Source organism: Micromonospora hortensis (assembly GCF_022230935.1).
In the GTDB taxonomy this organism is placed as follows: Bacteria; Actinomycetota; Actinomycetes; order Mycobacteriales; family Micromonosporaceae; genus Micromonospora; species Micromonospora hortensis.
This window is the reverse complement of the sequence record NZ_JAKKFE010000024.1, coordinates 18,112-32,660: the sequence shown is the minus strand read 5'-3', so window position 1 is coordinate 32,660 and position 14,549 is coordinate 18,112. Positions and strand designations below refer to the sequence as shown.

The following is a 14,549-nucleotide window of genomic DNA, read 5'->3' as shown; positions in this document are numbered from 1 at the left end:
CCGGCTCAGGAGCCGGCTCCCGGTCGACGTCGGCCGCCGGCCATCCCGAGCACGATCGCGGTGGCCACCAACGCCACGCCACCGAGCACCAGCAGTGAGCCGGCGCCGCGCCCACCGGCCATCCCACCGCCACCGGTCGCCGGGCCCTTGCTGGGTGAGGCCATGTTCAGCACTGTCAGCGTGGTCGACGACGTCTGGCCGTTCTCGCAGCGCAGGTCGACCGGGTAGTCACCGGCCGGCTTGTCCCTCGCGATGGTGACCTGAGCGGTCAGGAAGCCCTTGTCCGGTTTGAGCTGGACGTGCCCGAACGCGTCGGAGTGCACGCTGGACTGGCGGTTGTTGTTGTCGTTGTCGCAGCTCGCCTTGATGCTGACCCGGCTGCCGGCCTGGGCGCTGTTCGGTGTCACCTCGACGAAGACGTTCTCGCCGGCTCGCGCCGGAGCTACCGACAACAGGACGAACGCCCCGACCAGCCCCACCAGTGTCAGTGCGGACGAGAGCGCGCGGTTGATCGTGCGGATTGCCTGCATGATTTCCCCCCAACCGGCGACGACCGCCGGAACCCTCCCCTGGGCACGCGCGCTGCTTTCCCCCTGGCCCAAAGGCAAACCCGCCCCACCCCACCCCACCCCCGCACCCACCCACTTTCCGCGATCTTGCACTTTCTGCGGCGACGAACCGGCACTTAGCCGGCATTTCACCAACAGAAACTGCAAGATCGCGGGGGAGAGGTGGGGCGCGGTCAGCGCGGGCGGGGGATGGGGCCGGTGGCGGGCAGGGGGGTGACGGGGTGCCAGTTCAGCGGTGAGGAGAGGACCATCGTGCTCGACGGTTGGCCGTACGGGGCGAGACGGTCGATGACCCCCTCGAACGCGCCGATCGAGCCGGCCGCCACCTTCAGCACGCTGCACGCGTCCCCGGTGATCCGGTGGATCTCCAGGATCTCCGGCCAGTCGGCAACCGCCGGGTCGTGCAGGATGCACCGCGCGCCGTAGCAGGACATCCGGATCAGCGCGACCACGGTACGGCCGGCGCGGCTGAGGTCGACGTGGGCGTGGTAGCCGGTGATGATGCCGGCCTCCTCCAGCCGGCGGACCCGCTCCGCGACCGACGGTGGCGAGAGGTGCACCCGCCGGGACAACTCGCTGAAGGACAGCCGCGCGTCGGCCTGCAACTCGCGCAGCAGCGCCCAGTCCATGTCGTCCACGCTCAGACCTTACTTTCGTGAACCGACTTCGCCTAGTTGCCTTTGGTTTGCCAGGAGAAGGCGGCGAGAGCCGTTGATTCGGCATTCCGTAGGCCGATCCGACCGCGAGATCATGACGTCGGCTAGTCCGGGGGAGGGAGACGAGATGGTGGATCAGACGGAGCGGCGGGCGCCGAACCGCCGTGCCACGGTGCAACCGGTGACCCCCGGGCAGCGTGCCGCGCAGGCGGAGCGCACCGGTGGCGAGCCGACCCTGGAGTTCGCCGACCTGGTGCCGTACGACGCGTACGTGCAGGCCAGCGCCCTGCACAAGATGCAGCACCCGCTCAGCAGCGACCCGGGCGAGATGTCCTTCCTGATGGTCAGTCAGATCATGGAGCTGTACTTCGGGCTGACCTGCCACGAGCTGCGGGAGACCCAGCGGCTGATTCGCGCCGACCAGATCTGGGAGTCGTTGGCCCCGCTGGGCCGAGCCAAGCTGCACCTGGAGGGGCTCAACGCCGCCTGGCAGGGCCTGCGCTGGATGAGCCCGGCAGACTTCAACAGGTTCCGCAACCTGCTCGGTGAGGCCTCCGGCTTCCAGTCGGCGATGTACCGGCAGCTGGAGTTCCTGCTCGGGCTGCGCGACCCGACGCTGATCCGCCCGTTCCGCCGGCAGGCCGAGGTGCATGCCGAGCTGAGCGCCGCGCTGACCACCCCGAGCCTCTGGGACGACGTGCTCGCGCTGCTCGCCCGGCACGGCTTCGACCTCCCCGCCGACCTGCTCGACCGGGACGTGGCCGTCGAACACGACCCGCACCCGTTGGTCGAGGCGGCCTGGGTACGGATCTACGACGACGCCAGCCCGGACAATCACCTGCGGCTGCTCGGCGAGGCGCTGAGCGCTGTCGCCGAGGAGTTCGGCGACTGGCGCTGGAACCACGTCAAGGCGGTGCAGCGGACGATGGGCGCCAAGGTCGGCAGCGGAGGCTCCGCCGGCCTGGCGTGGCTGCAGCGCAGCATGGCCCGGGTGGTCTTCCCGGAGCTTTGGTCGGCCCGCACAGCGATGTGACCGGAGAGCGAGACATGCACACCCCAGAACACGAAGCGCATCGCCGTGACGAGGCCGACCCCGGTCACCGGCACCTGTTCCACGTGCCGCCGGCCGACGGTGGCGACCACCCCGAGTCGGCGTACCTGGCCGGCAACTCGCTCGGCCTGCAACCTCGGGCCACCCGCGACGAACTCCTGGCCGACCTGGACGCGTGGGGGCGGCTCGGCGTGGAGGGGCACCTGGAGGCGGAGCGCCCCTGGCTGCCGTACCACGAGTTGTTGACCGGGCCGGCCGCGCGACTGGTCGGCGCCCGGCCCGCGGAGGCCGTGGTGATGAACTCGCTCACCGTCAACCTGCACCTGCTGATGGTGAGTTTCTACCGACCGGCCGGCGCGCGCACCCGCATCGTCATCGAGGACGCCGCGTTCCCCTCGGACAGCTACGCCGTGCGCAGTCAGGCCCGGTTCCACGGCCTGGATCCGGACGACACAGTGGTCCGGTTGCGTCCGCGTGCGGGTGAGGACGCCCTGCGCACCGAGGACGTGACCGACTACCTGGCCGCCGAGGGCGACCGGGTGGCGCTGCTGCTGCTCGGCGGGGTCAACTACCTCACCGGTGAGCTGCTGGACATCCCGGCGATCACGGCTGCCGGCCGGGCCGCCGGCGCGGTGGTCGGTTGGGACCTGGCCCACGCGGTCGGCAACGTGCCGCTGGCCCTGCACGACTGGGACGTAGACTTCGCCGCCTGGTGCTCCTACAAGTACCTGAACTCCGGCCCGGGCGCCCTCGCCGGCGTCTTCGTGCACGAGCGGCACCTCGGCGACGAGAGCCTGCCCCGGTTCGAGGGGTGGTGGAGCACCGCGGCGGCCACCCGGTTCGAGATGACGCCGGTGTCCCGGCCGCCGGCCACAGTGGAGGCCTGGCAGATCTCCAACCCGCCGATCTTCGCGATGGGTCCGGTGCGTACCTCGCTGGAGTTGTTCGACGCGGTGGGGATGACCGCGTTGCGCGAGCGCAGCCAGCGCCTCACCGGCTGGCTGGAGTCACTGTTCGACGAGGTGACAGTCGGCCGGCCGCTGCGGGTGGTCACTCCGCGCGACCCGGCCCGTCGAGGCTGCCAGCTCTCCGTGCGCATCGGTTCCGGCAGCGCCAACGAGCTGACCAAACGCCTACGGTACGAGCACGGGGTCATCGCCGACGCCCGCGAACCCGATGTCGTGCGGTTCGCCCCGGTGCCGCTGTACTCCACGTACCTCGACTGCTGGCGGGCCGCCGCGGCGCTCGCCGCGACGGTGGGGGCGAGCTCATGACCGCGCGGCGCGACGAGATCGCAATCATCGGTGCCGGGCTGGCCGGCTGCCTCGCGGCCTGCTTCCTGGCCCGGCGCGGCTACCCGGTGGCCCTCTACGAGCGCCGCTCCGACCCGCGCGCCGGCACCGCCGAACGCGGTCGCTCGATCAACCTGGCGCTCTCCGAGCGCGGCCTGGACGCGTTGCGCCGCATCGGGCTGGCCGAGCAGGTGATGACCGACGCGCTGCCGATGCGCGGCCGGATGATCCACCCGGTCGAGGGCGAGCAGCAGTTCCAGTCCTACAGCGCGGCCGGTGACCGGGCGATCAACTCGATCAGCCGGGGTGCGCTGAACAACGCCCTGCTGGACGAGGCCACCGCGCTGCCCGGCGTGCGGGTCGTCTTCGACCACCGGCTGGTCGGGCTCGACCCGACCGACGGCGCCCTGAGCTTCGAGACCCCGCAGGGCCCGGTCGTGGCGAAGGCGTCGGTCGTGCTGGGCGCCGACGGCGCCGGCTCCGTGGTGCGCGGGCAACTGCTGGCGTACGGGCTGCTGGACGAGAGCGTCGACTTCCTCGACTACGGCTACAAGGAGCTGACGATTCCGCCGCTGGGCGGGGACTTCGCCCTGGAGGAGGACGCGCTGCACATCTGGCCGCGCGGCACCTCGATGATGATCGCGCTGCCGAACCCGGACCGCTCCTTCACCTGCACGCTGTTCTGGCCCAACGACGGTGCCGGCAGCTTCGCCTCGCTGACCAGTCCGGCGGAGATCGAACGGCACTTCACCGAGCACTACCCGGACGTGGTCCCGCTGGCCCCGAACCTGATCGACGACTACCAGCACAACCCGGTGGGCGTGCTCGGCACTGTGCGCTGCACCCCGTGGCAGGTCAACGGGAAGGTCGGCCTGCTCGGCGACGCGGCGCACGCCATCGTGCCGTTCTACGGCCAGGGCGCCAACTGCGCCTTCGAGGACGTGGTGGAGCTGGACCGCTGCCTGGACGAGTGCGCCGACGACTGGTTGGCGGCGCTGCCGCTGTTCCAGCGGCGCCGACAGGAGAACGCCGAGGCCATCGCCACGATGGCGCTGACCAACTTCGTGGAGATGCGGGACAAGGTCGCCTCCCCGGTCTTCCAGGCCCGGCGGCGGGTGGAGCACGCACTGGAACGGGCCCTGCCCGGCCGGTACGTTTCCCAGTACGAGCTGGTGTCGTTCTCCACCACCCCGTACGCGGAGGTTCGCCGTCGGGTGCGCCGACAGCACCGGGTGCTCGGGGCGGTCGTCGGCGGGGCCGCGCTGCTGCTGGTCGGCGCGATCGGTGCGGCACTGAGCCGAGGGAGGCGGGCATGACCGGCAACTGGGATCCGCGGCTGATGGCCGGCCACGCGCCGAGTGGCCCGCAGCGGTTGCGCAACTTCGTCGCCGGCGAGTTCGTCGACGGCGGAAACACGTTCGCCAAGGCCAGCCCGGTCACCGGGGAGCAGGTCTTCGAGGTGGACGAGGCGTCGCTGTCCACGGTGGACGACGCGGTGGCGGCTGCCCGGGCGGCGCTGCGGGGGCCGTGGGGCCGGATGGGGGAGCGCGAGCGCGCCGAGGTGCTGCGCCGCGTCGCCGACGAGTTGGAGCGCCGCTTCGACGACCTGGTGACCGCCGAGGTCGCCGACACCGGCAAGTCCATCGCCCAGGCCCGCACCCTGGACATTCCGCGCGGCGCGGCGAACTTCCGGGCGTTCGCGGAGATCGTCGCGACCGCGCCCACCGAGTCGTTCACGACTGTCACCCCGACCGGCGGCCGGGCACTCAACTACGCGCTGCGCAAGCCGGTCGGCGTGGTAGCGGTCATCGTGCCGTGGAACCTGCCACTGCTGCTGCTCACCTGGAAGGTGGCTCCGGCGCTGGCCTGCGGCAACGCCGTCGTGGTCAAGCCCAGCGAGGAGACTCCCGCCTCGGCGACGGTGCTGGCCGAGGTGATGGCCGCCGCTGGCGTACCGGCCGGGGTGTTCAACCTGGTGCACGGCTTCGGGCCGGACTCGGCGGGCGAGTTCCTCACCCGCCACCCGGGCGTCGACGCGATCACCTTCACCGGCGAGTCGGCCACCGGCGGCGCGATCATGCGGGCCGCCGCCGACGGAGTGAAGGCGGTGAGCTTCGAACTCGGTGGCAAGAACGCCGGCCTGGTCTTCGCCGACGCCGACCTGGACGCCGCGGTGGCCGGCTCGGTGCGGTCCAGCTTCACCAACGGCGGGCAGGTCTGCCTCTGCACCGAACGCATCTACGTGCAGCGCCCGGTCTTCGAGGAGTTCACCGCCCGGCTGGCGAAGCGGGCCGGCGAACTGGCGTACGGCTGGCCGACAGACGAGGCCACCGCCACCATGCCGCTGATCTCCCACCAGCACCGCGGGAAGGTGCTCGGCGCGTACGAGCTGGCCCGCTCCGAGGGCGCCGAGGTGCTCACCGGTGGCGGCACGCCCACCTTCGGCGACACCCGCGACGGCGGGTCGTACGTGCAGCCGACGGTGCTCACCGGGCTCGGCCCGGACGCCCGCACCAACCGGGAGGAGATCTTCGGCCCGGTAGTGCACGTCGCGCCGTTCGACACCGAGGACGAGGCGTACGCCCTCGCCAACGGCACCGAGTACGGCCTGGCGGCGACCGTGTGGACCCGGGACGTGGGCGTCGCGCACCGGGCCGGCGCCCGGCTCGACGCCGGCATCGTCTGGGTCAACACGTGGTTCCTGCGTGACCTGCGTACCCCGTTCGGCGGGGTGAAGGCGTCCGGGATCGGTCGCGAGGGCGGCGTGCACTCGCTGAACTTCTACTCCGAACTCACGAACGTCTGCGTGGACCTGTCGTGAGCCGTAGCGAGGGAGCGGGCATGGAAGCTGACATCGAGGGCGCCAACCGGGAGCTGGCCGACGCCCGCAGCACCGGCAAGCCGTGCGCGCCGCTTCGGGGCCGGCTGTTGCCGGAGGGCGACGTCGAGGCCGCGTACCGGGTGCAGCAACTCCAGGCGCGGGCCTGGCAGGGCCGCGGCGAACGCCGGGTCGGCGCGAAGATCGGGTTGACCTCGCGGGCCGTGCAGGAGACCTTCGGGGTGTTCCAGCCGGACTTCGGCATGCTGACCGACGCCATGGCGGTCGGCGACGGGGTCGAGGTGCCCATCGACCGGCTGCTCCAGCCCCGCGTGGAGGCGGAGATCGCCTTCGTGCTCGACAAGGATCTCCCCAACCCGCAGCTCACCACCGTCGACCTGATCCGCGCGGTCGACCACGTGTTGCCGGCGATCGAGATCGTCGACTCCCGGATCGCCGCCTGGGACATCTCCATCGTGGACACGGTCGCCGACAACGCCTCCAGCGGGCTCTTCGTGCTCGGCACCACCCCGCGCCGGCTCGCCGACGTGGACCTGCGACTGTGCGGCATGGTGCTGGAGCACGCCGGCGAGCCGGTCTCGGTGGGCGCGGGAGCCGCCTGCCTGGGCAACCCGCTGCACGCCCTGCAGTGGTTGGCGGGCACCCTGGCCCGCGCCGGTGACCCGCTGCGCGCCGGGGACGTGGTGCTCTCCGGGGCGCTCGGCCCGATGGTGCCGGTCACCCCGGGTGCCGCGTACGAGGCCCGGATCTCCGGGCTCGGCTCGGTGCGCACGTCCTTCAGCCTGGGAGGCAACCAGTGACCACTAACGTGGCGGTGCTGGGATCGGGAAACATCGGCACCGACCTGATGATCAAGGTGTTGCGCCTGAGCGACAGCCTGCGCATGGTGGCGATGGCCGGCATCGACCCGGCCTCCGACGGCCTGGCGCGCGCTCGCCGCCTCGGCGTCGCCACCACCGCCGACGGCGTGGACGGGCTCGTCGCGTTGCCCGAGTTCGCCGACGTCGAGTTGGTGTTCGACGCCACCTCGGCCGGCGCGCACCGACGCCACGACGAGGTGCTGCGCGCCCACGGCCGGACCGTGGTCGACCTGACCCCGGCCGCGCTCGGCCCGTACGTGGTGCCGCCGGTCAACCTCGACGAACACCTGCATCAGCCCAACGTCAACATGGTGACCTGTGGCGGGCAGGCGACGGTGCCCATCGTCGCCGCGGTACGCCGGGTCACCCCGGTGGCGTACGGGGAGATCGTCGCGTCGATCGCGTCGAAGTCCGCCGGGCCGGGCACCCGGGCCAACATCGACGAGTTCACCGAGACCACGGCCCGAGCCATCGAGGTGGTGGGCGGTGCCGAGCGGGGCAAGGCGATCATCGTGCTGAACCCGGCGGACCCGCCGCTGCTGATGCGGGACACCGTCTACTGCCTCTGCCCGGACGCCGACGCCGACACCCACGCCATCGCCGCCTCGGTGGCCGAGATGGTGGCGGCCGTGCAGGAGTACGTCCCCGGCTACCGGCTCAAGCAGGACGTGCAGTTCGACCGGGTGCAGGCGTACCTGCCGACGCTCGGGCGGCGGCTCACCGCTCTTCAGGTGTCGGTGTTCCTGGAGGTCTCCGGCGCCGGGCACTACCTGCCCGCGTACGCCGGGAACCTGGACATCATGACCTCGGCCGCGCTGCGCACCGCGGAGCGGCTGGTCGCCCTGCGCTCTTCGGAGGTGGCCGCGCCATGACCGAGCTGTACATCCAGGACGTGACGCTGCGCGACGGCATGCACGCCATCGCCCACCAGTACACGGTCGACCACGTGCGCGCCATCGCCGCCGCGTTGGACGCCGCCGGGGTGGCCGCCATCGAGGTGGCGCACGGTGACGGTCTCGCCGGCTCCAGCGTCAACTACGGCCACGGCGCCGCCAGCGACGCGCAGTGGATCTCGGCGGCGGCCGAGGTGCTGACCACCGCGAAACTGACCACCCTGCTGCTGCCGGGCATCGGCACGATCGCCGACCTGAAGGCCGCGAAGGCGCTCGGGGTGACGAGCGTCCGGATCGCCACCCACTGCACGGAGGCGGACATCTCCGCCCAGCACATCTCCTGGGCCCGGGAGAACGGCATGGACGTGGCCGGGTTCCTGATGATGTCGCACATGAACGATCCGGCCGGGCTCGCCGGGCAGGCCAAGCTCATGGAGTCGTACGGGGCGCACTGCGTCTACGTCACCGACTCCGGCGGCCGGCTGCTGATGTCCGACGTGGCGCAGCGGGTCGACGCGTACCGGCAGGTCCTCGCCCCGGAGACGCAGATCGGCATCCACGCCCACCACAACCTGTCGCTCGGGGTGGCCAACAGCGTGCTCGCCGTCGAGCACGGCCGGGTCACCGGGTCCGCGCCGGTCGGCCCCGACGCGGCGCACGGCCGGACGGTCCGCGTCGACGCCTCCCTCGCGGGCATGGGCGCGGGTGCCGGCAACGCCCCGCTGGAGGTCTTCGTCGCGGTCGCCGAGCTGCACGGCTGGAAGCACGGCTGCGACGTGTTCGCGCTGATGGACGCCGCCGACGACATCGTCCGCCCGCTGCAGGACCGGCCGGTCCAGGTGGACCGGGAAACCCTCTCCCTGGGGTACGCCGGGGTCTACTCCAGCTTCCTGCGGCACGCCGAGCGGGCCTCCACGAAGTACGGCGTGGACGTCCGGTCGATCCTGGTCGAGCTGGGCCGCCGCCGGATGGTCGGCGGCCAGGAGGACATGATCGTGGACGTGGCACTCGACCTGGCCGACAAGGAGCAGGCGGTGAGCGCGAGGAGTGAGCCGGGTTTGCGAGCCCCGCAGTCGCGAACGGAAGGTGGCGCAGCATGATTGGCGTGGACATCGTCGGGATCGCCGAGAAGCTGGGCACGGCTGCCGACACGGCCACCGCGATCCCGCAGCTCGCCGCCGAGACCGGCCTCGACGTGGACACCGCGTACGCGGTGCAGGCCGCGCTCCTGCAGCGCCGGCTGAACGCCGGTGAGCGGTTGGTCGGGCTGAAGATGGGGCTGACCAGCAGGGCGAAGATGGCCCAGGTCGGCGTGGACGAGGTGATCTGGGGGCGGCTCACCAACGCGATGCGGGTGCCCGACGGCGGCGCCGTGGATCCCGCCGCGTACATCCATCCCCGGGTCGAGCCGGAGGTGGCGTTCCTGCTGGACCGGCTACCCGAGCCGGGCGAGCCGGTCGGCGACTTCGCCACGGCGGTCCGCGCTGTCGCCCCGGCCATCGAGTTGATCGACTCCCGGTACGCGGACTTCCGTTTCTCGCTGCCGGACGTCGTAGCGGACAACACCTCGGCCGCCGCGTTCGTGATCGGACCGTGGTCGCCGGTGCCGGCGGGGCTGGACAACCTGGGCGTGCTGCTGGAGGTCGACGGGCGGGTGGCGCAGGTCGGCTCGACGGCGGCGATCCTCGGTGATCCGCGCCGGGCCCTCGACGAGGGCATCCGGCTGGCGGGCCGGCACGGGGTGCGGCTGGAGTCCGGCTGGGTCTTCCTGGCCGGTGCCGCCACCGCCGCTGTTCCGCTGCGTCCCGGCGCCCACGTCCGCGCCGTCGTCGAGAAGCTCGGCACCGCCTCGCTGCGGGCGTCGTCATGACCGCCCGGGTGGTGGCCGGGAAGGCCGTTCCACGCGGGGCCTTTCCGCACGTCAAGGTCGCCGGCGGGTTCGTCTTCGTCTCCGGTACGTCGTCGCGGCGTGCGGACAACACCTTCGCCGGTGTCGACGTGGACGGGTTCGGCACCACCAACCTCGACATCCGTGTGCAGACGCGGGCCGTCATCGAGAACGTGCGAGATCTGCTGCGTTCGGTCGGCGCTGACCTCACCGACCTGGTCCAGGTGACGACGTACCTGGTCAACATGAACGACTTCGGTGGTTACAACGAGGTGTGGGCCGAGTTCTTCGACGCCTCCGGACCGACCCGTACGACGGTGGCGGTCCACCAGTTGCCGCACCCGCACCTGCTGATCGAAATCCAGGCCGTGGCCCTTCTTCCCTCGGGAGGTCAGTCGTGAGTGAGATCGCCGAGCCGTTCAGCTTTCCGGGCTGGATCGCCGACAACCAGCACCTGCTGAAGCCCCCGGTGGGCAACAAGGAGATGTTCCCGGGCGGGGACGACTTCATCGTGATGGTGGTGGGCGGGCCCAACCAGCGCACCGACTTCCACGTGGACCCGTACGAGGAGTTCTTCTACCAGGTCAAGGGCAACATGCACGTCAACCTGGTCACCCCGGAGGGGCCGCGTACTGTGCACGTGCGCGAGGGGCAGATGTGGATGCTGCCGCGCAACACCCCGCACTCGCCGCAGCGGCCGGAGGCCGGCTCGATCGGTGTGGTCGTCGAGCGGGTCCGCGAGGAGGGCACGCTGGAGACGTTCCAGTGGTACTGCCCGGAGTGCGGCAGCAAGGTGCACGAGGTCGAGTTGCAGGTCCGCGACATCGCCGCCGATCTGCCCCCGGTGTTCCAGGCGTTCTACGCCGACGAGCAGGCACGCACCTGCGCCAACTGCGGCACCCTGCACCCGGGCAAGGGCTGATGCCCGCAGGCGTGGTCGACGTGCACACGCACGTCGTACCGAAGGGTTGGCCGGACCTCGGCGCGGCGTGCGGCGGGTCCGGCTGGCCGTGGTTGCGGGTCGACTCCGAGCGCGCCGCCATGATCATGGTGGGGGAGACGGAGTTCCGCCCGGTCGGCGCCGAGTGCTGGGACGCGTCGCGTCGACTGGCCGACATGGACGCCGACGGCGTGGCCGTGCAGGTGGTCTCGCCCACTCCAGTTTTTTTCAGCTACGACCGTCCGGCCGACCAGGCGGTGAAGGTCGCCCGGATCTTCAACGACCTGACACTGGAGGTCACCGCGGCCGGGGCTGACCGACTGGTGCCGTTCTGCCAGGTGCCGCTCCAGGACCCGGACGCCGCCTGTGCCGAACTGGACCGCAGCCTCGCCGCCGGGCACGTGGGCGTGGAGATCGGCAACCACGTCGGCGACCGGGACCTGGACGACGCCGGGGTGGTCACCTTCCTCCAGCACTGTGCCGAGGTGGGCGCACCCGTCTTCGTTCACCCGTGGGACATGCCTGGCGGGCCGCGACTGGACCGCTGGATGGCCCGTTGGCTCACCGGGATGCCCGCCGAGACGCACCTGTCGGTGCTGGCGATGATCCTCGGCGGTGTCTTCGACCGGGTGCCCGAGACGCTGCGGATCTGTTTCGCGCACGGCGGCGGCAGTTTCCCGTTCTGGCTCGGCCGCGCCGACAACGCCTGGCACCGCCGTGGCGACCTGGTCCGGGGCGCGTCCGCCGGCCCGCCCAGCAGCTACCTCGACCGGTTCAGCGTCGACTCGGTGGTCTTCGCGCCGCCCGCCCTGCGGCTGCTTGTCGACACCCTGGGGGAGGACCGGGTGCTGGTCGGCAGCGACTACCCGTACCCGCTGGGCGAACGGCCGGCCGGCGCTGTGGTTCACGCGGCCGACTTCCTCAGCGACGACCAACGCGACAAACTCCTGTCCGCCAACGCCCTCCGTTTCCTGCACGGCTGAGCGCAGCGCCTCGCCCTCGGCGCGAGGAGATCGTGGACAGTTTCCGTCCGCCGCGTTGACGAGAACTGTCCACGATCTGCGGCTCGACCGGCCACGCGTGGGGTGGACGCCCGGTTGGTCCGTTTCCGGTCGCCAGCGCGTGTCGGCTGCGCGAAGGGCCGACGGCCGGCAGGATGGCGGCATGGCCGAGCCGCACGACCTGACCGCGTTGGAGCAGGCCGCCGCGATGACCCGCGGCGAGCTGTCCAGCGTCGACCTGGTCGAGCACTCCCTGCGGCGGGTGGCCGCGCTCGGCGACACCGTGGGCGCGTTCGTCACCGTCACACCGGACCTCGCGCGGCAGGCCGCGCGCGCGGCCGACGCGGTGCCGAACGAGGAGCGCGGCCCGCTGCACGGCGTGCCGACCGCGATCAAGGACCTGACGCTCACCGCCGGAGTCCGCACCACCTTCGGTTCGGCCGCCTTCTTCGACTTCGTCCCGCCGGTCGACGCCGACGTGGTCCGCTTCATCAAGGCCGCCGGTCTGGTCAGCCTGGGCAAGACGACCACCTCCGAGCTGGGCTGTTCGCTCTACTCGGAGGGCCGGGTCGCGCCGCCGGCCCGCAACCCGTGGCAGCTGGCGTACACAGCGGGCGGGTCCAGCGGCGGCGCGGCAGCAGCGGTCGCGGCCGGGCTGGTCCCGGTCGCCCAGGGCTCCGACGGTGGTGGGTCGCTGCGCATCCCGGCGTCGCTCTGCGGCCTGGTCGGCTACAAGCCCAGCCGGGGCCTCGTCTCCGGTGGGCCGATCGGCTCCGGCGCGTTCGGCCTGCCCACCAGCGGCCCGCTCGGGCGGACGGTCACCGACGTCGCCGCGCTGCTCGACGTCATGGCCGTCCCGGTCCCCGGCGAGCCCTACCTGCCGCCGTCCGCGCCGCCCGGCGGCTACCTGGCCGTCGCGCGGCGGGCCGAGCCGGGCCCGCTGCGGATCGGTCGGTTCACCACGCCGATGCTCGCCGACGAGCCGGTGCATCCCGACTGCGTGGCCGCCGTGGACCGGGCCGCCGCGCTGCTCACGGCGGCCGGCCACGAGGTGGTCGAGGTGCCGCCGCCGCTCGGGCCGGCGGCGTGGCCGCTGTTCGAGATCCTCTGGTACGTGCTGGCGCTCACCCCGGTGCCACCCCAGCGGGAGGCGGAGCTGCTGCCGTTGACCCGGCTGCTCCGGGCCCGGGGCGCCGAACTCTCCGCCGGCACCCTGGCCGCCACCCTCGGGGAGTTGCAGGCGCAGGTGCGCCTCGGTGCCCGCCGCACCGCCGGCTGCGACCTGCTCCTCTGTCCCACGCTGGCCACCCCGCAGGCGCCCGTCGGCTGGTTCACCGCCGATGCGGACCCGGCCGCCGATTTCGACAGGCAACGCCGATTCTCGCCCTACTGCGCCATCTTCAACGTCACCGGCGATCCCTCCGTCTCCCTGCCACTGGGTACCACTACCGACGGCCTGCCCGTCGGGGTGCTGCTCACCGGTCGGTACGGCGACGACGCGCGGCTTATCGCTACCGCTGCGCAACTGGAGAACTCGAGTGACGGATGGGATCGGCACCCCGCAATCTGGCGGGCCGTCGACTCCGCTAACGTGAATGGTGACGGAGTCGGGCGGTCGGCCGCGTGATCGTCCATCCGACCCGGTTTTTCACTGTCGTCCTTCTTCCGCCTGGGGGCGTTGGGATTGTCTGTTACCGAGACGTTGCTGGTCTTCGTCGGCATCCCGTTGGCCGCTGTGCTGGTCATCGCCGGCCTGTCGTACGCCGGTAGCCGCGGGGGTGCCACCGGCGGTGGCGGTGGCGCCAAGCGCTACCGTCCGGGCCGGCCCTTCGACTTCACTCCGGTCTGGTTCCTGGGCCGACCGGAGCAGCTGGCCGACTCGGCCGGCACCGCGCTGACGGCGGGGGCGCAGGCGCCCGCGCTGACCAGCCACAAGCTTGAGCAGGCCAGCGTCGAGGCGCCGGCCGGTGGAACCGGAGGCGCAAGTGACCGTTGGTGAGAAGCAGACGGGGTCGGAAAATCCGCCCGAGGTGCTCGACGGGCCGTTCTCGACCCGCCAGCTGCTGCGCATCGACGAGGCCCTGCGCCTGGCCGACAGGGGCACCGGCCTGGTCTTCTCGGTCTTCGTCGGTGGTCTCGACGAGCCGATCCGCGAGCACGCCCAGCGGCTGCACCGTCAGCTCGCCGAGCCCGACAAGTCGGTGCTGATCGCTGTGTCACCCAACCAGCGTCAGCTGGAGATCATCACTGGGCGGTACGCCCGCAAGCGCATCCCCGACACGTACGCCAAGCTGGCCGCGCTCTCCATGGTCGGCGCGTTCAGCGGCGGTGACCTGGCCGGCGGCATCATCAACGGCCTCGACCAGCTCGCCAGCCACGCCGGCAAGGGCTGACCCACACACACGACAAAGCCCGGCCCGCTGCGAGCGGGCCGGGCTTTGATCTGTCTGGGGCTGTCTCAGTGCGGCCAGGCGCTCGGGTCCAACCTCATCGTCCACGGCTCGTCCACTGTCACGGCGTCGTCCGGACCAATGGTGCCCAGCCCGCGGGGGTGCGCCTG

At 71.8% G+C, this 14,549-nt stretch carries 16 protein-coding genes; 14 read left to right on the top strand and 2 right to left on the bottom strand.

Annotated elements, in window-relative coordinates; translation table 11 throughout:
- Positions 1-5 precede the first annotated feature (5 nt).
- Both NIE111_RS17700 and NIE111_RS17695 read right to left on the bottom strand, forming a co-directional pair.
- Positions 6-530, bottom strand: a complete 525-nt coding sequence (locus tag NIE111_RS17700; protein ID WP_238685448.1) for a hypothetical protein — start codon at positions 528-530, stop codon at positions 6-8.
- Between the two features lie 212 nt (positions 531-742).
- Complete coding sequence (locus tag NIE111_RS17695; RefSeq protein WP_091405454.1) at positions 743-1,207, bottom strand: Lrp/AsnC family transcriptional regulator; 465 nt, start codon at positions 1,205-1,207, stop codon at positions 743-745.
- A 148-nt stretch (positions 1,208-1,355) separates the two neighbouring features.
- Here NIE111_RS17695 and NIE111_RS17690 point away from each other — a divergent pair, with 148 nt between their 5' ends.
- The 14 genes from NIE111_RS17690 (at position 1,356) to NIE111_RS17625 (ending at position 14,382) form a co-directional block, all read left to right on the top strand.
- Positions 1,356-2,258 carry a tryptophan 2,3-dioxygenase gene (locus NIE111_RS17690; protein ID WP_238685502.1) on the top strand — a complete coding sequence of 301 codons (903 nt, stop codon included), beginning with the start codon at positions 1,356-1,358 and terminating at the stop codon, positions 2,256-2,258.
- 14 nt (positions 2,259-2,272) lie between these two features.
- Positions 2,273-3,550 (top strand): kynureninase, encoded by a 1,278-nt coding sequence (kynU, locus tag NIE111_RS17685; RefSeq protein ID WP_238685447.1) that lies wholly within the window; start codon positions 2,273-2,275, stop codon positions 3,548-3,550.
- Entirely contained in the window at positions 3,547-4,884 is a 1,338-nt protein-coding gene (locus tag NIE111_RS17680; protein WP_238685446.1) for an FAD-dependent oxidoreductase, read from the top strand. The genes kynU and NIE111_RS17680 overlap by 4 nt, the downstream gene beginning before the upstream one ends.
- Positions 4,885-4,907: 23 nt before the next feature.
- The gene (locus NIE111_RS17675) at positions 4,908-6,389 is read left to right on the top strand and encodes a 2-hydroxymuconic semialdehyde dehydrogenase (RefSeq protein ID WP_238685501.1); all 1,482 of its coding nucleotides are present in this window, start codon (positions 4,908-4,910) and stop codon (positions 6,387-6,389) included.
- Positions 6,390-6,409: 20 nt separating this feature from the next.
- On the top strand, positions 6,410-7,207 hold the full coding sequence (locus tag NIE111_RS17670; protein WP_238685445.1) for a 2-keto-4-pentenoate hydratase: 798 nt from the start codon (positions 6,410-6,412) through the stop codon (positions 7,205-7,207).
- A complete protein-coding gene (locus tag NIE111_RS17665; protein ID WP_238685444.1) occupies positions 7,204-8,139 on the top strand; it encodes an acetaldehyde dehydrogenase (acetylating) in 936 nt (311 codons plus the stop codon). Before NIE111_RS17670 ends, NIE111_RS17665 begins: the two co-directional genes overlap by 4 nt.
- Positions 8,136-9,260 carry a 4-hydroxy-2-oxovalerate aldolase gene (gene dmpG, locus NIE111_RS17660; protein WP_238685443.1) on the top strand — a complete coding sequence of 375 codons (1,125 nt, stop codon included), beginning with the start codon at positions 8,136-8,138 and terminating at the stop codon, positions 9,258-9,260. The genes NIE111_RS17665 and dmpG overlap by 4 nt, the downstream gene beginning before the upstream one ends.
- Positions 9,257-10,030 (top strand): 2-keto-4-pentenoate hydratase, encoded by a 774-nt coding sequence (locus tag NIE111_RS17655; protein WP_238685442.1) that lies wholly within the window; start codon positions 9,257-9,259, stop codon positions 10,028-10,030. The genes dmpG and NIE111_RS17655 overlap by 4 nt, the downstream gene beginning before the upstream one ends.
- Complete coding sequence (locus tag NIE111_RS17650) at positions 10,027-10,449, top strand: RidA family protein (RefSeq protein WP_238685441.1); 423 nt, start codon at positions 10,027-10,029, stop codon at positions 10,447-10,449. The genes NIE111_RS17655 and NIE111_RS17650 overlap by 4 nt, the downstream gene beginning before the upstream one ends.
- Complete coding sequence (locus NIE111_RS17645) at positions 10,446-10,970, top strand: 3-hydroxyanthranilate 3,4-dioxygenase (protein ID WP_238685440.1); 525 nt, start codon at positions 10,446-10,448, stop codon at positions 10,968-10,970. Before NIE111_RS17650 ends, NIE111_RS17645 begins: the two co-directional genes overlap by 4 nt.
- A complete protein-coding gene (locus NIE111_RS17640; protein WP_238685439.1) occupies positions 10,970-11,971 on the top strand; it encodes an amidohydrolase family protein in 1,002 nt (333 codons plus the stop codon). The genes NIE111_RS17645 and NIE111_RS17640 overlap by 1 nt, the downstream gene beginning before the upstream one ends.
- Before the next feature lie 181 nt (positions 11,972-12,152).
- Complete coding sequence (locus tag NIE111_RS17635) at positions 12,153-13,616, top strand: amidase (protein ID WP_238685438.1); 1,464 nt, start codon at positions 12,153-12,155, stop codon at positions 13,614-13,616.
- 51 nt (positions 13,617-13,667) lie between these two features.
- Positions 13,668-13,988, top strand: coding sequence for an aa3-type cytochrome oxidase subunit CtaJ (gene ctaJ / locus NIE111_RS17630; protein WP_433312043.1), 321 nt, complete (start codon positions 13,668-13,670; stop codon positions 13,986-13,988).
- A complete protein-coding gene (locus NIE111_RS17625) occupies positions 13,975-14,382 on the top strand; it encodes a DUF5130 family protein (RefSeq protein WP_238685437.1) in 408 nt (135 codons plus the stop codon). Before ctaJ ends, NIE111_RS17625 begins: the two co-directional genes overlap by 14 nt.
- The last annotated feature ends 167 nt before the right edge of the window (positions 14,383-14,549 follow it).